Source organism: Agrobacterium sp. 22117 (assembly GCF_052045735.1).
GTDB classification, from domain to species: domain Bacteria; phylum Pseudomonadota; class Alphaproteobacteria; order Rhizobiales; family Rhizobiaceae; genus Agrobacterium; species Agrobacterium cavarae.
Genome location: NZ_JBQEPP010000005.1, coordinates 238845 through 256185, shown reverse-complemented (window position 1 = coordinate 256185; position 17341 = coordinate 238845). Strand labels below are relative to the sequence as shown.

The 17341-nt window shown below is 58.1% G+C and carries 17 protein-coding genes; 12 read left to right on the top strand and 5 right to left on the bottom strand.

Annotated features, from left to right (window positions below; genetic code table 11):
* The 9 genes from ACTJKV_RS15975 (at nt 1) to ACTJKV_RS15935 (ending at nt 10404) form a co-directional block, all read left to right on the top strand.
* A complete protein-coding gene (locus ACTJKV_RS15975) occupies nt 1-810 on the top strand; it encodes an inositol monophosphatase family protein (RefSeq protein ID WP_440599067.1) in 810 nt (269 codons plus the stop codon).
* A 204-nt stretch (nt 811-1014) separates the two neighbouring features.
* Nucleotides 1015-1752, top strand: a complete 738-nt coding sequence (locus ACTJKV_RS15970) for a FadR/GntR family transcriptional regulator (protein ID WP_440599066.1) — start codon at nt 1015-1017, stop codon at nt 1750-1752.
* A gap of 64 nt (nt 1753-1816) precedes the next feature.
* Nucleotides 1817-3328: an ABC transporter substrate-binding protein gene (locus ACTJKV_RS15965; RefSeq protein ID WP_440599065.1), complete on the top strand. Its 1512-nt coding sequence runs from the start codon at nt 1817-1819 to the stop codon at nt 3326-3328.
* Nucleotides 3329-3408: 80 nt separating this feature from the next.
* Nucleotides 3409-4356 carry an ABC transporter permease gene (locus ACTJKV_RS15960; RefSeq protein ID WP_062441422.1) on the top strand — a complete coding sequence of 316 codons (948 nt, stop codon included), beginning with the start codon at nt 3409-3411 and terminating at the stop codon, nt 4354-4356.
* Entirely contained in the window at nt 4353-5225 is an 873-nt protein-coding gene (locus ACTJKV_RS15955) for an ABC transporter permease (protein ID WP_113180329.1), read from the top strand. Before ACTJKV_RS15960 ends, ACTJKV_RS15955 begins: the two co-directional genes overlap by 4 nt.
* A gap of 21 nt (nt 5226-5246) precedes the next feature.
* Complete coding sequence (locus ACTJKV_RS15950; protein WP_440599064.1) at nt 5247-7031, top strand: gamma-glutamyltransferase family protein; 1785 nt, start codon at nt 5247-5249, stop codon at nt 7029-7031.
* A 3-nt stretch (nt 7032-7034) separates the two neighbouring features.
* Complete coding sequence (locus ACTJKV_RS15945; protein ID WP_440599063.1) at nt 7035-8861, top strand: ABC transporter ATP-binding protein; 1827 nt, start codon at nt 7035-7037, stop codon at nt 8859-8861.
* A 165-nt stretch (nt 8862-9026) separates the two neighbouring features.
* Nucleotides 9027-9560, top strand: coding sequence for a cytochrome b (locus ACTJKV_RS15940; protein WP_440599062.1), 534 nt, complete (start codon nt 9027-9029; stop codon nt 9558-9560).
* Between the two features lie 10 nt (nt 9561-9570).
* Nucleotides 9571-10404, top strand: a complete 834-nt coding sequence (locus ACTJKV_RS15935; RefSeq protein WP_440599061.1) for a RibD family protein — start codon at nt 9571-9573, stop codon at nt 10402-10404.
* Here the strand turns inward: ACTJKV_RS15935 and ACTJKV_RS15930 are convergent.
* From ACTJKV_RS15930 to ACTJKV_RS15915, 4 genes are read right to left on the bottom strand one after another with little or no spacing between them, the layout of a single operon-like run.
* Nucleotides 10333-11127 carry a class I SAM-dependent methyltransferase gene (locus ACTJKV_RS15930; RefSeq protein ID WP_440599060.1) on the bottom strand — a complete coding sequence of 265 codons (795 nt, stop codon included), beginning with the start codon at nt 11125-11127 and terminating at the stop codon, nt 10333-10335. The two genes, ACTJKV_RS15935 and ACTJKV_RS15930, sit on opposite strands and share 72 nt — an antisense overlap.
* On the bottom strand, nt 11124-12170 hold the full coding sequence (locus ACTJKV_RS15925; RefSeq protein ID WP_440599059.1) for a glycosyltransferase family 4 protein: 1047 nt from the start codon (nt 12168-12170) through the stop codon (nt 11124-11126). The genes ACTJKV_RS15930 and ACTJKV_RS15925 overlap by 4 nt, the downstream gene beginning before the upstream one ends.
* The gene (locus tag ACTJKV_RS15920; RefSeq protein WP_062424332.1) at nt 12167-12565 is read right to left on the bottom strand and encodes a 6-pyruvoyl trahydropterin synthase family protein; all 399 of its coding nucleotides are present in this window, start codon (nt 12563-12565) and stop codon (nt 12167-12169) included. The genes ACTJKV_RS15925 and ACTJKV_RS15920 overlap by 4 nt, the downstream gene beginning before the upstream one ends.
* A gap of 13 nt (nt 12566-12578) precedes the next feature.
* Nucleotides 12579-13580, bottom strand: coding sequence for a zinc-dependent alcohol dehydrogenase (locus ACTJKV_RS15915; protein ID WP_440599058.1), 1002 nt, complete (start codon nt 13578-13580; stop codon nt 12579-12581).
* Nucleotides 13581-13736: 156 nt separating this feature from the next.
* On the opposite strand from ACTJKV_RS15915, the gene ribA reads away from it, so the two are divergent.
* Genes ribA through ACTJKV_RS15900 form a run of 3 tightly spaced genes read left to right on the top strand, consistent with a single transcriptional unit; the run spans nt 13737 to nt 16384 of the window.
* Nucleotides 13737-14843, top strand: a complete 1107-nt coding sequence (gene ribA / locus ACTJKV_RS15910; RefSeq protein ID WP_440599057.1) for a GTP cyclohydrolase II RibA — start codon at nt 13737-13739, stop codon at nt 14841-14843.
* A 24-nt stretch (nt 14844-14867) separates the two neighbouring features.
* Entirely contained in the window at nt 14868-15632 is a 765-nt protein-coding gene (locus tag ACTJKV_RS15905; protein WP_112519687.1) for a CDP-alcohol phosphatidyltransferase family protein, read from the top strand.
* Entirely contained in the window at nt 15629-16384 is a 756-nt protein-coding gene (locus ACTJKV_RS15900) for an FkbM family methyltransferase (RefSeq protein ID WP_113261088.1), read from the top strand. Before ACTJKV_RS15905 ends, ACTJKV_RS15900 begins: the two co-directional genes overlap by 4 nt.
* A gap of 8 nt (nt 16385-16392) precedes the next feature.
* Here the strand turns inward: ACTJKV_RS15900 and ACTJKV_RS15895 are convergent, their stop codons facing one another.
* Complete coding sequence (locus tag ACTJKV_RS15895) at nt 16393-17310, bottom strand: lysylphosphatidylglycerol synthase transmembrane domain-containing protein (protein ID WP_440599056.1); 918 nt, start codon at nt 17308-17310, stop codon at nt 16393-16395.
* Nucleotides 17311-17341: the final 31 nt, after the last annotated feature.

Below are 17341 nucleotides of genomic sequence, written 5' to 3'. Positions count from 1 at the left end.
ATGACAGAACGGAATGACGGCCTCGAACAGCGCTTTGCGCTTGCACAGGAATTGGCGGCTGAGGCCGGTGCGACGGCGCTCGACTATTTCAACAAGCGCGACAGCCTGGTGATCGAGACGAAGAGGGATCTTCAGGACGTCGTCTCGATCGCCGATCGCAACGTCGAAACCATGCTGCGGGAGCGCGTCGCTGCGACCTTCTCCGGTGACGGCTTTCTTGGCGAGGAGCATGGCTATGATGACGGTGTCTCTGGCTACACCTGGGTGGTAGACCCGATCGATGGGACCGCGCCCTTCGTCAACGGCATGCCGAGTTGGTGCGTCTCGATCGCCGTGGTCCGGGAAGGAAAGCCAGTCATCGGCGTGATCCGCGTGCCATGTGCCGACGAGACTTATGCATCTGCTGAAGGACATGGCGCGACCTTGAACGGCAGGCGTTTGACGCTTGATCCTTCCAGAAATATTCAGAACGCTCTGACCGGTATTGGTTCCAACAATTACGTAACGCCGGAGAGAGTTGGTCGGATCATCAGTGATGTGATGGCGCGTGGCGGCAATTTTATCCGCAACGGCTCCGGCGCGCTGATGCTGGCCTATGTGGCTGCAGGCCGGCTAGTCGGTTACTATGAACCCCATATGCGGGCCTGGGACTGCATGGCCGGTTTCTGTCTGGTGAAAGAAGCGGGCGGGCAGGTCATGCCATTCTCGCTGGAGGGCGAAAAGCTCTTCGAGGGTCAGCCTGTTCTTGCAGGAAATACATCATGCTATCAGGAGCTTGTGGAAATTCATCAAACCGGTTTGGCAGCTTGAGCTTGCTCTAATTTAAAAATCATCTTTAGTGATTTTAGAAAGCAGCGGTCCGTACCATGGCCGCTGCTTTTTCCATCTATCTCAGGCAAGCATATTCGCTCGGTGGTGCGTTTTCTGCATAAAATTTCTGCGTGGATAAAATTTGTGCTTGACGAATGGGCTCGTTCCGCATTCATTGAACCAATGTGAAATTGGTACGCACCAATGAATGAGAAATCCAACATCGCTGGTCTCGACAATGCGAACTACGCGCTTGAACGTCTGCGCGAATTTATCGCTGTAAGTGCTTTTGGCCGCGATGGAAAATTGCCGACGGAGCGCACGTTGAGCGAGCGCCTTGGTGCGGGCCGCCGTGAAATTCGGCGAGCACTGGAAGTGCTTGAAGCAGAAGGCTTGATCTGGCGTCGCCAAGGGGCAGGCACCTTCCTCGGTCAGAAGCCCGATAGCTGGGGCGACCATGCGGCAAGCCTCGTCCCCGGCACGAACTTCATGGAAATCATGGAGGTGCGTCTTCGCATCGAACCGCAACTGGCGCAGCTTGCCGCCATGCGAGCCAAACCTTCCGATATTCTGCGCATGCGCGAAACCTGCGCCAAGATCTATGAGCGCACCGATGCGGATTGGCGAGAGCTTTGGGATGGTTCGCTCCATCGTCTGATTGCGCAGAGCGCGGGCAATCAGCTTTTTCTGTCGCTCTTCGACGTCGTCAATCGCGTGCGCCAAGACCCGTCCTGGCAGGCGGTTCGCGAACGTGCACGCCGACTCGATGACACGCTGAAGGAATCGCGCGACCAGCATGCCGAAATCATCGACGCGATTGCGGCACGCGATCCGTCCAAGGCGGGTGAAGCCATGCGCAATCACCTCCTGACATTGCAGGAACGCCTTATCCGCCAGACATCGATGGATCATCTCGATCACGGATCGAAGGGAGAGATCTGACAGACATCACCGCGGCAAGAACCGGAACACCGGCTGCCTGAACACCATCCAGAGGAAGAACGACATGAGACAGATCACCAAATTTTCCGCCACTCTGCTGACCGCAGCATTGCTCTCCACCTCGGCCTTTGCCGCGGATATTCGCATCGGCTTGCAGGACGACGCCGACGTGCTCGATCCTGCCCAATCACGAACCTTCGTGGGACGCCTCGTCTATACCAGCATGTGCGACAAACTGGTGGACCTCGACAACAATCTGTCCGTCGTTCCGCAACTGGCCACCAAATGGGCCTGGGGCGACAATGGCAACACGCTGACGATGGACCTGCGCGAAGGCGTCGTTTTCCACGACGGCACGCCATTCAATGCCGAGGCGGCCGTCTATACGATCGAGCGCAACATGACGATGCCGGAATCGCGCCGCAAGAGCGAGCTCGCCTCCGTGGCGAAGGTGGAAGCGACCGGCGAGTATCAAATCAAGTTCACGTTGAAGAAGCCTGATGCCAGCCTGCTGGCCCAGCTCTCTGACCGCGCCGGCATGATGATTTCGCCGAAGGCTGGCAAGGAACTCGGTGCGAACTTCGGTTCCAAGCCGGTTTGTGCCGGACCGTTCAAGTTCGTCGAGCGCATTCAGCAGGACCGCATCGTGCTGGAGAAATTCGCCGATTATTGGAACAAGGACAACATCTTCCTCGACAAGGTGACCTTCCTGCCGATCCCGGACACCACCGTACGTCTGGCAAACCTGCGCGCCGGTGATCTCGACATGGCGGAACGCATCTCTGCTTCGGATGCGGCGTCGGTCAAGGACGATCCGAAGCTGACCTATGGCGAAGTCGTGGGGCCGGGCTACATGGCCATGTATGTCAATATCGGCAACGGTCCGAAGGCCAATAATCCTTTTGGCAAGGACAAGCGTCTGCGCCAGGCTTTCTCGCTTGCCATCGACCGCGAGGCGATCAACCAGGTCGTCTTCGAAGGGACGGCAATGGCCGGTAATCAGGCGTGGCCACCGACAAGCCCCTGGTACAACAAGGACGTCCCCGTACCGGCGCGCGACGTGGAAAAGGCCAAGGCACTGATGAAGGAAGCTGGCTTCGACCGCTACGAAATCGAATTGCAGCATGCAAACAACACCACCCAGACGCAGATGATGCAGGTCATCCAGGCCATGGCGGCGGAGGCTGGCTTCGATGTGAAACTGAAGGCAACCGAATTTGCGACACTGCTTTCCGAGCAGACGGCGGGCAACTACGTGCTTTCACGCTCAGACTGGTCTGGTCGTTCCGATCCCGACGGCAATATTCACCAGTTCGTGACCTGCAAGGGTGGCATCAACGACACCAAATATTGCAATCCGGAAGTGGACAAGCTGCTCGACGAGGCGCGTGCCTCGACTGACGATGCGGTTCGCAAGGAGAAGTATGACGCGGCGACTAAAATCCTCGATGACGATCTGCCGCTGATCTATCTCGGCCATCAAGCCTATCTCTACGCGACCTCCAAAGCGGTGACCGGCTTCACCCCTTCATCCGATGGCATGATCCGCCTGACCGGTGTGAAGAAAGGCTCATAAGCACTTGATGTTCCGTCGCAGGCGCTGGCAACGGCGCCTGTGCCAATCTCCGGCACACCGGTGTTTCAAGGATCGATCCAATGCACATCTATATCGGCAAGCGGCTCTTGGTTGCCATACCGACGCTGCTTATCATTTCCATTTTTGTTTTCTCGCTGCAAAAGCTTCTGCCGGGCGATCCCATTCTCGCCATGGCGGGCGAGGAGCGCGATCCTGCCGTCATCGAACTCCTGCGCGAGCGGTATCGATTGAATGACCCGGTCGTTTACCAGTATTTCTACTGGCTCGGATCGGTGCTTCAGGGGGATTTCGGCATATCGCTGAGGACCAATCAGCCGGTTCTTGAATTGATCGGCCAGAAGCTGCCGGTCACCATCCAGCTTGCCGTGATGTCGATGTTCTTCGCGCTGATCATCGGTGTGCCGATCGGCATTCTTGCTGCCGTCAAACAGAATACGTGGATCGATTATCTTTCGAACATCGTGGCTCTGTCCGGTCTCTCGATCCCGAATTTCTGGCTTGGTATCATGCTGATCCTGCTGGTGTCGGTCCATCTCGGATGGCTTCCGGCATCAGGCTACGAATCTATTTTCGTTGATCCTGTTCGCTCGATCCAGACCATGATCATGCCGTCCTTCGTTCTCGGTAATGCGCTGGCCGCGACGCTGATGCGTCACACGCGATCTGCCATGCTCTCGGTGATGAAGTCCGACTATATCCGTACCGCGAGAGCCAAGGGACTATCCAGCTGGCAGGTGGTGCTCAGCCATTCCTTCAGAAACGCTCTTCTGCCCATCATCACTTTGTCGGCGCTGCTCTTCGGAGAATTGCTGGCCGGTGCTGTTTTGACCGAGCAGATTTTCACCATTCCAGGCTTTGGGAAGCTCATCGTCGATGCGGTCTTCACGCGTGATTATGCCGTCGTCCAAGGTGTGGTGCTGTGCACTGCGATCGGCTTCATCCTGATGAACCTTCTGGCGGATGTCGTCACGGTTCTGCTCAATCCACGCATGAGGGCTGCCATATGAGTGCGACCGTTCAGATAGCCGCCCCGGTCGCCAAGCGCTCGCAAAATCGCGCATGGAAAAAGATGAAGCGCAACAAGAGCGCCATCGCAGGTCTCATCATCATCGTGTTCTTTGCAGTTGTCGCTCTGCTCGCACCCGTTCTGCCGATCGCCGATCCCTATGCCACAAGCTGGAGCGCCATCCGCAAGGCGCCGTCGGCGGCACATTGGCTTGGCACGGATGATATCGGTCGTGACATCCTCTCGCGCATGATCTGGGGAGCACAGGCCTCGCTAATGGCGGGCGTCGTCTCCGTGTTCATCGCGGTCATCACGGGTGTGCCGCTCGGTCTTATCTCCGGCTATTTCGGCGGTTGGCTCGACCAGGTGATCTCGCGCATCACGGAAGCCTTTCTGGCAATGCCGTTCCTGATCATGGCGATCGCGCTTGCCGCCTTTCTTGGCCCAAGCCTCACCAACGCAATGATCGCGATCGGTCTTTCTGCCATGCCGATCTTCATCCGGTTGACACGTGCACAGGTGCTTGCAGTCAAGACGGAGGACTATATCGAAGGGGCGCGCTCGATCGGGCTCGGTCATCACGATATCATGCTTCGCTACATCCTTCCCAACATCGTGCCGCCTATCATCGTTCAGGCGACATTGACGGTGGCAACAGCAATCATTGCCGAGGCAAGCCTCTCCTTCCTCGGCCTTGGACAGCAGGCGCCGGCGGCAAGCTGGGGCTCGATGCTCAATGTCGCGAAGAACTATCTTTCACAGGCACCCTGGATGGCCATCTGGCCGGGTGCAGCCATCTTCCTCGTGGTGATCGGTTTCAATCTCCTGGGCGATGGCCTGCGAGATGCGCTCGATCCACGTGAACACTGATAATCCCGAAGGACTGATCCTATGACTGTATTCACAACTCGCCCTGAAATCCTCGGTACCTTCGGTGTCGTGACCTCCACGCACTGGATCGCATCCTCGGTCGGCATGAGCATTCTCGAAAAGGGCGGAAACGCCTTCGATGCTGCCGTGGCAACGGGCTTCGTGCTCCAGGTTCTCGAACCACATCTGAATGGTCCAGGCGGCGATATGCCCGCGGTGATCTATTCGAAGAAGAAGGACAAGGTCGAGGTCATCTGCGCGCAGGGTCCGGCCCCTGCTGGCGCCACTATCGAGCACTACAAAGGCGAAGGCATCGACATCATCCCCGGCGACGGGTTGCTGGCAACCGTTATTCCGGGCGCCTTTGACGGCTGGATGCTGATGCTGCGCGACTACGGTACGATGAGTGTCCGGGACGTGCTGGAGCCCGCCATCCATTATCTGGAAAACGGCCATCCGCTGCTGGCGCGCGTTTCCGCCTCGATTGCCGGGCTGGCGCATTTCTTCGAGACGGAATGGCCGACATCTTACGAGACGTGGGTGCCCGGCGGTCACGCTCCGCAGCCACTGTCAAACTTCAAGAACCCGGTTCTTGCCGAAACCTGGAAGCGGATCGTCAAGGAGTCTGAAGCCAAGCCTGGTCGTGAAGCTGGCATTGAAGCGGCACGCGATGCATTCTACCGCGGCTTTGTCGCTGAGAAGATTGCCGACTATCTCGCTGGAGCTGAGGTGATGGATGCCAGCGGTTCGCGCCACAAGGGTGTCCTGACAGCCGATGATATGGCGGGCTATCAGGCCACCATCGATGCGCCGACCACCTATGATTATCACGGCTGGACGGTTGCCAAGACAGGTCCGTGGGGGCAGGGGCCGGTGCTGTTGCAATCGCTTGCGCTGTTGAAAGGCCTTGATATCGGTAAGATGGATCCGGCTGGCCCGGATTTCGTCCACACCGTCGTCGAGGCGATGAAGCTCGCCTATGCTGACCGCGAGGTTTACTACGGAGACCCGGACTTTGCGCAGGTGCCGGTGCAGACCTTGCTGTCGGACGCTTACAATGACGAGCGCCGCAAGCTTATCTCGGACCAAGCATCGATGGACCTGCGGCCGGGACTCGTGCCCGGCTTTGAGAACCAGCGCGATCTGACGCTCTCCATGCTGAACTCGATGCAGGGCACCGGTGCGGTCTATGAGCCGACCATGTCGCATCTGACCGAAAAGCGCGGTGACACCGTCCATATCGATGTCATCGACCGGGAAGGTAACATGGTCTCGGTCACGCCGTCCGGTGGCTGGCTGCAAAGCTCGCCCATCGTTCCTGGCCTTGGATTCTGCCTGAATTCCCGCGCGCAGATGTTTTGGCTGAAGCCCGGTCTTCCGACCTCTCTTGCGCCGGGCAAGCGCCCTCGCACGACATTGACACCGTCGCTGGCACTTTTAGAGGGTCGCCCGACATTGGCGTTCGGGACGCCTGGTGGCGACCAGCAGGACCAGTGGCAACTGTCCTTCTTCTTGCGCTATACCCACTTTGGACTGAACTTGCAGGAAGCAATCGATCTGCCGCTCTTCCATACGTCGCACTTCCCGGGGTCGTTCTATCCGCGGACCCGCCAGCCCGGTAACGTCATGATCGAGACGAGCGTCGGTGACGATACTCTGCGTGAATTGCGCAGCCGCGGTCATGACGTCACGCCCGCCGAACCTTGGACCGTGGGCCGTTTGACGGCAGCGCGACGCGATAACGATGGGCTGCTGCGCGCAGCGGCCACACCACGCCTGATGCAGGCCTATGCTGTGGGGAGATGAGCCATGACCGCCAATGGGCAGACGTCTAGCGAAACAGTTCTGCGTGTCAAAAACCTGACGACCTCGTTTAAGGTCGATGACGAATGGAAGACGGTGGTCCGCGGACTTTCCTTCGAGGTGAAAGCCGGTGAGACGGTGGCGATTGTGGGTGAAAGTGGTTCGGGCAAAAGCGTTACCTCGCTATCGCTGATGCGGCTTCTCGATCCCCTGGTCAGCCGGATCGAAGGTGAGGTGGAACTGAACGGCAAGGCCATTCTCTCGCTTTCCGAGCAGGAGATGCGCCATGTGCGCGGCAATGATGTTGCGATGATCTTTCAGGAGCCGATGACATCGCTCAATCCGGTCTTCACCATCGGGCGGCAGATTTCTGAGGTGCTGATCCGGCACAAGGGGATGACCAAGGGTCAAGCCAGGGACGAAACGATACGGCTGCTGGAAAAGGTACGCATTCCCAATGCTGCTGGCCGTTTTGACGAGTATCCGCATCAATTTTCCGGCGGCATGCGCCAGCGTGTCATGATTGCCATGGCGCTGGCCTCGAAACCGAAGCTTCTGATCGCCGATGAACCGACGACCGCACTCGACGTGACGATCCAGGGGCAAATCCTCGATCTGATCAAAACCTTGCAGGAAGAGGAGGGCATGGCCGTCCTCTTCATCACCCATGATATGGGTGTCGTCGCCGAAATTGCCGATCGCACCATCGTGATGTTCCGCGGCGACCAAGTCGAGACCGGTGACACCGCGGATATCTTTCACCGTGGACAGCATCCCTACACGCGCGCGCTTCTGGCAGCAGTGCCGAAACTTGGTTCGATGGATGGACATGGCAGACCTTTGCGCTTCCCCAAGGTCGATATGCAGACGGGAGAGGTGGGCGAGAGCGTCGAGGTCGCGGACACCGTGGAGGGCGGCCTGACGCCGGTTCTTTCGGTCAAGAACCTTGTCACGCGCTTTGCCATCCGCTCCGGTCTCTTCGGCCGGGTGACGGGCGCTGTGCACGCTGTCGAGAATATCAGCTTCGATCTCTTTCAAGGTGAGACGCTTTCCCTGGTAGGCGAGTCAGGTTGCGGCAAGTCCACAACGGGCCGGTCGATCACCAGGCTCGTGGAGCCGGAGTCCGGTGAAGTCTCTCTCGACGGTTACGATGTGCTGAAGCTCGGCCCAACGGACTTGCGTTCGTTACGGCGAAGCGTGCAGATGATCTTCCAGGACCCGTTCTCGAGCCTCAATCCGCGCATGACAGTGGGTTCGGCTGTGGCGGAGCCGATGATCAAGCACCGCATCGCGTCGCCATCGGATGCGCGTCGAAAAGCGGCTGATCTGCTGGAGCGGGTCGGATTGTCATCGACCATGATGGATCGCTACCCGCACGAGTTTTCCGGCGGTCAGCGTCAACGCGTGGCGATTGCTCGCGCTCTGGCGCTCAATCCGAAAGTCATCGTTGCTGATGAAAGCGTCTCCGCCCTTGATGTGTCGATCAAGGCGCAGGTCTGCAATCTGCTGATGGATTTGCAGGAACAGTTCAAAATCGCCTTCCTTTTCATCAGCCATGATATGGCGGTTGTCGAGCGCGTCAGCCACCGGGTGGCGGTGATGTATCTTGGAGAGATCGTCGAAATCGGCCCGCGTACGCAGATCTTTGCCAATCCACAGCACGCCTACACGAAAAAGCTGATGGCAGCGGTTCCTGTGCCAGACCCAGCCCGCCGCGGCATTCGGCGCAATGCCGGTATCGAAGAGCTGAAAAGCCCTGTCCGCAATGTTGGCTATGTCGCGCCCAAGAGGGAGTATCGTGAAGTTTCGCCGGGACATCTTGTGCTGGCCTGATCGGGCTGCGACGAATGTGATCAACAGCGTGACCTGACATCGGGTCACGTTGGGGTCACTCGGTGCCTCGCAAACGTACCGCACCGATTTCCATCCATGCCGACAACTATCCTTGGCTCCGTCCGTTGTGGCATGATGATGCTCAATCCTGGAGGAGTCATGAGGATGGGTGATCGATCGCTGCCGGATATTCCAAGATACAGTGCCGCTTCTCGGCTGCTGCACTGGATCGTTGCCATCCTGGTTTTTCTGACATGGCCGCTCGGGCTGATGATTGGCTTCGTAAAAGATGAAGTGAAGCTCGACTTCTACCTCGTCCATGAAAGCCTTGGCTTTCTCATTCTTTGGGTCATGTTGCTGAGGGTTGGAGTCAGGCTGTATAGACGGGCGCCGCCAATTGAGGGACCGGCGCTGGAGCGGATTGCCGCCCACTCAGTCCACGGTCTGCTCTACCTCTTCCTCATCATTATGCCGGTGTCGGGTTTTCTCGCCACGAATGCGCATGGCTTTCCCCTGCAGTGGTTCGGACTGGTGCCCATCTGGAGCCCGATCGGAAAATCTCCAGACATCGCGCCGATATTTTCAGCGATCCATGAATGGAGCGCGTGGATCATTTTGACGTTGGTCGCGTTACACATGCTGGCTGTGATCTTCCACCATTTGATCCGCCGGGACGCCACGCTTTACCGCATTCTTTAAAGGGACGTCGATGCGCAACCTTCACATGACCGACAGGCTCTGGACGAAGCTTCTTTCCATTCGCGATGGGAAGGACACCCTCCGCCGTAAGGAAGCCGACCCGGCGCTGATGCTCTATGGTTCAATTGCAGCAGGAAGGGACGGTTTCGTCATCGCGCAGGTCGGTCAGTCGCTCGATGGGCGCGTCGCAACGCCGACAGGCGATGCCCGCGACATTTCCGGACCCGATGGTTTGGCGCATCTGCATCGGTGCCGCGCGCTTGTGGACGCGGTCATCGTCGGTGTTGGTACAGTCCAGAACGACAATCCCCGCCTCTCCGTGCGCGAAGTCAAGGGACCAAGCCCAACGCGTGTCATCATCGACTGCAAAGGTGAACTGACGGGGAAGGAAGGACTGTTCAATGATGACGGTGCGCCGGTGATCGTCATTCAAGGGCATGACGCTCCCGCAACGTCGTATCGCGCCGAGGTGGTAAAGCTCCAGCGCAGCGGCCGCGGTCTTGATCCGCGCGACATTCTTGATTGTCTTGCAGAGCGTGGCCTCAAGCGCATTCTTGTCGAAGGCGGAGCGCGCACAATCGCCCGCTTCATCGACGCGGGACTGGTCGACCGACTGCATGTCGCGATTGCGCCCCTGATCATTGGTTCAGGCCCGTGCGGCATCTCGCTTCCGCCGATCGCACAGCTTTGCAATGCTCACCGCCCTCAGGCCGATATTTACAGCCTTGGAAGCGATGTGCTTTTCGACTGCTGTCTGAAGCCGCAGGCAGATTCAAGCGTTCGGAAGGGCCAGGAAATCCGTGTGGCCGACGATGCACCGGCTTCCATCTATGCCAATGCGTGACAGACGAAAGTCGAGCCACTGCTTGAACTCTGCGGGGTCGATGTTTCCGATTTCGTGGATAGGGGTGGCAAGCCCAGCAAGAAACTCGATTTGAAGCGCCTCGGATTCCGGTCCAAGCTCCCATGGGCTGGAGGCCGTCTCAATGGAGAATCCCGCTTCTTCGCATAAGCCCGATAAATAATCGGTGGCATCTGGTCCCAGAGCGGGTCCGAAACCCTTGTCCTTGCGCTGATGCGCGTTGAAATCGGCCACAACGGCACTATCCAAAGAGTGCTTGATCGACCATTCCATGACGCCATCATAGTTGAGCGCGGCATAAAGCCCGATCTTTTTGCGTGCCAATCGCTCGACAAATCGGCGGCAGAAATCCTCCGAACAGAGGTCGAACAAAGCGGATGCGGTGACGACCGCGACATTCTCGAGCAAACTCTCGTCCAGCGTATTCAGGTCGGCGCAATGAAATGATACATCGTCCCGCGATCCGATCTGGCGTTTTGCTTCGTCAAGCAACACCGTCTCATAATCCAGCAGTTTCCACTCCACATCGGCCAGAAGCGGTGAGAGGGTACGGAAGGTCGATCCGGTACCGCAACCGATATCCATGACGACATGCTGAGAGTGGGATTCTATGTAAGCTTTCACCGTCTCAACAAGAGAGGACGATCGTGCCGCGCGATCGGCCGGTTCACGAAGGCGAAGCCATTCCTTGTCAAAGCCGCTCATATCAAATCTTTCAATCTGTTGGAAATGATGGTGGACGTATCGGTCCAGGTCGGAAGCTCTGCGCCCGCGAATGCGGCAGCCTCGGCCCGGCGAGTTCGCTCGTCGGGATCGATCAAGAGGCGTCTCAGCGCAAAGGCCATAGCCTCGACATCATCCACCGGGACCAGGAAACCGGCATCGCTTGGGACGACATCCGGCACGGCGCCCGAATGACATGCAACGATCGGCAGGCCGTAAGAGAGTGCTTCCGCAAACACCATGCCGTAGCCTTCATACCGGCTGGCAAGGGCAAAGATATCAGCACCGGCATAGGTGGCCGAAAGATCATCGCATTCGCCCGCAAGCGTGATGCGGTCGTTGAGGCCAAGAGCTCTGATCTGCTCCTCCAGAGCCGAGGAGACAGAAGGGTCGAGATGTGGGCTGCCGATGATCGTGGCCTGCCACGAAAGATCGACGATCATTGCGAGCGATGCGATCAGGACATCGTGGCCTTTCCGTCTCGTGAGGGAGCCGACGGAGAGGATCTGCGGGATCTCGTTGTGTGTCTTATGACCTTGCAGCGGTTTTGCTGTGCCGGGCACAGCGACGCTAACCTTGGATTCCGGCACATCAAAGTTCTCGATCAATTCGCGCGCCGTCATCGGTGAGGTGACGAAAACATGCTGCGTGGCGGCAAGCGCGTTTGTTTCGGTGCGCCGCAAGCGCATTTGATCGCTCTCGCTGACGCCGGTCTCGAGCGCCAAGGGATGATGAACGAGCGCCACGATCTTGAGACGCGTTTCCTCCCGCTTTGCCCACTCGTCCATAACGCCAAAAGCAAGCCCGTCGATCATCACGGGCATGCCGTCAGGCAGCGCACAAAGCCGCCTTTCAGCCTCTCTCAGAACGTTTGAAGACGGGGAGGGGAAACCCTCCCCGAGGGGAACGAGATCGATCGCCCATCCAAGCCGCTCGAGCCCTGCTATGATTTCGCGATCATAGCCGTAGCCCCCGGTTTTCAGCTCGAGATCACCGGGGTAGGCAAAGGCCAGCCTTGATATCAAAGGTCGGCCTCATACCAGCCGCGCGCGGCATGCGATTCATGCAACAGCACCCGAATGCGGCAAATCCGATGGCTGCCTGGGCCAAGACGCTTGACGGCAACGGCTTCAGCCAACTGATCGAAAATGTGTTTTGCGATGACTTCAGTGGTGCTGACCTTGCCCTTGAAGATATCGAGCTCATCAAGGTTCTGGTAATTCAAGGGTTTAAGGGTTTCGGAGAGAACGGTCGTCGCTGCCCCGATGTCGACTGCAAGACCGTCTTCGTCCACGTCTTTCGTGAAGAAAGCTGCATCGACGACGAAGGTGGCGCCATGCATGCCCTGTGCCGGTCCGAATACCGGACGCGGAAGGCTGTGGGCGATCATGATGTGGTCTCGGACTTCGACTGCGAACATGGTCTCTCTTTCGTTAGTAGCGGATGCGGTGGCAGAGCGTCGTCTGCGATGAAAGGATACGGGGATAATCCTCGGCCAGATCAGCAAAGTCTGTCTCGCCGGAAATGAGGTGATCGAGGCTATCGTCCGCCAATAGGTCCAAAGCTTTCGCCATGCGTCGGCCAAAACTCCAGCGCGCTCGCCGTGCAGGGGGCACGGCCCCGACCTGCGAACTTATCAGTTGCAGGCGCTTTGAGTGGAACGCGCCGCCGAGCGGAATGGAAATGATCTTGTCGCCATACCAGCTTGCCTCGATGATACGCGCCTCGGTGCCAGCATGTTCGATGGCTTCGGAAAGCGCCGCGCCGGCCGCTGATGCGTTGATCAGTACGTCAAATTCGCCCTTGAGCGTGCCAGCCTCTGCAAAGGAAATACCCATGGCCTCAGCATGCGCGCGCCGATCGGTATTGGTGTCCACCAATACCGTATCGGTGCCCGCAATTCTGCGAGAAAGGTTGGCGACTAGCGTTCCCACGACGCCGGCGCCAAAGACAGCGACGCGGTCACCGGGTTGGATCATGGCATCCCAGACGATGTTGAGTGCCGTCTCCATATTTGCTGCGAGAACGCCACGCTCCGGGGGAAGACCTTCCGGCAATACAGCGATCATGTCCTTCGTGGTGACGAAACGATCCTGATGCGGATGGAGGCAGAATACCGTCTTGCCGATCAGATCGTCCGGGCCGGCTTCAATCCTCCCGACTGTGGAATAGCCGTACTTTACCGGAAATGAGAAGCTGCCTTCCATGTGAGGGCCGCGCATTCTGTCAAACTCGCTCTGCGGCACCTTGCCAGCAAGCACCAGAGATTCGGTACCACGGCTGATCCCACTGTAGAGTGTGCGGACAAGAACCTGATCTGCCTGAAGAGGTTCGATGCTCTCTTGCCTGATGGCGCAACGGTTGGCCGTCTCGATCCACAGCGCCCGGCATAATGTGGTCTTGTTACTCAAAGTTTCGGCCGATGCTGATGCCAAAATGGTGATCCTAATAAATGCGAATTCCAATGGAGCGTATTGCCGAGACACGCGTTTTGTTCCGTACGGATTGTTAAAATAAATTCCGTGTCTGCGAGAAATCCAACCATGATCTTCTCCGTAGAAAACAAAAACCGTCTAGGGAGAGTATGTCACATGTCGTCTGCCACCCATGCTGCTTTTCAGTTTTCCACCCCTGAGATTGAAGTCGAGCGCGCCGTTTCGGAACTCCGCTACGGTCGCCCAATCCTCTTCTCCTCAAACGAGCGACGCCTCGCTGTTCTTGCACTGGACGCCGTTGCGCCTTCGATTTACGACCAGTTTGCGATGGCGACCGAAAACAGCCATTCTCTCCTTCTCACTGCACCGCGCGCAACGCGCCTGGGCATTGTGGGTGGTGGAGACGTACTCACGCCGCTTTCGGGCGTCAGCTTCGAGGAGGCGTCGCGGCTGTCCTACGTTCTTGGCGCAGACCGTCCCCAGAATTGGACGACAGCCGACGAACTTGCATCGCAGACGGCAGAATTGGCGCGTGTCGCGCTTCTCCTGCCTGCTATGGTCATGGCCGATGTTTCTTCCTCGCCTGAGCGTTTTGCCGGATGCTGCGAGCTCTCTGCGTCACGCCTGCTGAATACAGAAATGGCGCTCCAGCGCTTCGAGAAGGTGGTAAGAACGCGCGTTCCACTCAAAGACCTGGGCAATTCCGAGTTTGTCGTTTTTCGCGGCGGTCTTGCGCAAAAAGATCAGGTTGCGATCGTCGTTGGCAATCCGGACGTGTCGCGCACCGTACCGATCCGCATCCATTCGTCCTGCATTACGGGTGACCTCTGCAACTCGCTGAAATGCGACTGTGGGGATCAGTTGCGCAATGGTCTCGCACTGTTGAAGCAGGCGGGTGGCGGCGTGCTGCTTTATCTTGACCAGGAAGGTCGTGGCACTGGCATCGGCGCGAAAATGCGTGCCTATGGCTACCAGCATCTCGGCCTTGACACGATCGACGCTGACGCCGAACTTGGCCTTTCCGAGGACCACCGTCGTTATGAAGCGGCGGTTGCGATGTTGGGTCATATGAACATCAAGAAGGTCGCCGTCTACACAAACAATCCAACCAAGATCATTGGCCTTCGTGCCGGAGGTATCGAGGTGGAGGCGCGCGCTCCGGTAACGGGCACCGTCACCGCCGAGAACCAGAACTACCTCCGCACCAAGACCGTCCGTGCCGGGCATCTGATGGACCTTGAAACGCTCGTTGCAGCCGAATAAGTCCATGATCCCGGGAGGATAAAAATGGCACTAATACAGGGCGAGTCGCTCGCGACCTTGAGAGACCGAAGGCCTCTCGTGCGAAACACGTTGGCAAATCTCGCCTGCCTGCTGCTCGGCACCATCGCCGTAGCGGTCTTGGTGCGTGTGGAAATGTCGCTGGGTTGGGATTTTGTCGTTGCCGCAACGCTGTCCCTTTCGGCGATATTCGCCTTCGTGCTTTATCTGCTTCCGCAATATCCGCATCGGCGGTTCGGTTATGCCAATACGGTGACGGCCATTCGAGCCTCGCTCGTGAGTTTGACAGCAGCAACTGTGCTCTGTTTCGAAAGTCTGCAGCAGGCGGACACGGTCTTATGGATCCTCGTTGGCGTCGTTGTGGTAGCGCTGGCGCTTGACGGAATAGATGGCTATCTCGCACGGCGGTATCGTCAAGAATCCGAGCTTGGCGCTCGCTTCGATATGGAAGTCGATGCCTTCCTGATCCTCATCCTCTCGGCCGCGGCCGCTCTTCTGGACAAGGCGGGTGCCTGGGTGCTGCTGATCGGACTGATGCGGTATTTCTTCGTCGCGGCCGGTTGGCTTGTTCCGGGGCTCGCAGCCGATCTCCCGTCATCGATCAGGCGCAAGTTCGTCTGTGTGGTGCAGGTGTCGATCCTGTGCCTCATCCTCGTTCCAGCCGTGGTTGCTCCAGTCTCGAACTATCTGGCCGCGGCGGCACTTCTGGCGCTCGTCTACTCATTTTCAGCAGACATCGTTTATCTCATGCGCAAACGGGTGAGCGCATGACGGTGGCCAAAACGCTATCGTCATCGCTCGGTCTTGCTCGCTCTCTCGTCGTTTATTACGGTCAGCCGTGGCGGCGCTTTGGATTGAAGCGCTTTTACCGCTCTCTCGTCTCTCCCGGACAGCTTGTCTTCGACATCGGCGCTCATGTGGGAAGCCGCAGCCGAACGCTGATCGAGATCGGAGCGAGGGTCGTCGCAATCGAGCCTCAGCCTCTCTTCGCGGACTTCGTCGAAAAGCATCTTGGCAAAGAGCTTGAGGGCTTCGAAAGGGTGGCTGTCGGTGCAACGCGAGGAAGCGTCGATCTGCTGATCTCCAGCCGTCACCCAACGGTCACCAGCGTTTCGTCCAGCTTTGTCGAGGCGGTTAAGAAAAATGCAGGGTTCTCCCACGTCAAGTGGGATGGGAAGGTCACCGTGCCCATGGTGCGACTAAATGATCTCATCGAAAAATACGGGGTGCCCGCCTTCATCAAGATCGATGTGGAAGGCGCCGAAGCCGCGGTTCTGGCAGGCCTGAGCCAGCCCATCGACCTGATTGCGTTCGAGTACATTCCCGCCATGCCGTCGGTTGCCAACGACGCGATCGCAAAGCTTGCCTCGATCGGCGACTATCGTTTCAATCGCGTCGAGGGCGAAACGCATCGCTTCGTTTCGCAAGGGTGGAAAACGGGAAGCCAGATGCTGACGGAACTTGCTGCGATGCCGGCCGATGCCAAATCGGGCGACATCTATGCGCGCATTGATCGTCGGTGAGGCAGTGGTCAGGCGTGGCTCGGTCGTCTCTTCAAGGCGCTCGCGGCAAGAAAGATCACGCCGGGCGCCGTGCCAAGGAGCGACAGCCAGCCATAGGTGATGCTCGCCGCCAGTCCATCGAGCGGCGCGGCTCCCAACAACGGCCAGAGCGCCATTGCCGCAGCCTCACGCGTGCCCCAGCCGCCAAAGCCTGTCGGAATGAGCATTGCCACGAGACAGAAGGGAATAATGGTCAGACAGGCGACCCAGGGCAGCTGCGTGCCCGTCGCGCCAGCGGCAATAAAGAATATGATCACATAGGTCGAAAGCACGCCCGCACTTGTTGTGGATTGCACGATCCAAGCTCCCCTTCGCACGAAGGCTTCGGCTAGGTCTTCACGCAGCGCGTTTTGCGTGGCCCATTTGGGCTTGGCGACATAAAGAGCGACGATCGCGGCGAGAAGCAATGCGCCGGCGAACAACAGGTAGTGCCGCAGCTGATGGCCGAAATCCGTTTGCGTCACCAACGGCCAGACGCTGAGGCCGACGATCGCAAGGATGAAAAATGCGATCTGTCCGGACAGTCTCTCAAATATCACTGCCTTGGCAGGTTGCCGCCAGCCGCCTGGTTCGTCACCCCGCATGCGCCAAGCTCTGATCGCATCTCCACCCACGCCGCCAGGGAGCGTCTGGTTGAGAAAACTTGCGACATAATATTCGCGTATTGCCTTCATCGGGGCGATGTCCTGCCCAAGACGGCGGGAGGTGAAACGCCAGCGAAGTGCAGAGAGAACGATTTGCAGCTGGACGAGCGCAAGACACACTGCGACAACGATCCACGAGGTGCGGGAGAGCGATTGTCCAAGCGCATTCAAATCTGTTCTCAGGACGATCGCCGCCAGAAAAGCAAGCGTGATGAAAGAGACGACTATTCGCAGTTTGTTCAAGCGGAAGACCTTTGCATTTTGGCTGCTTTTC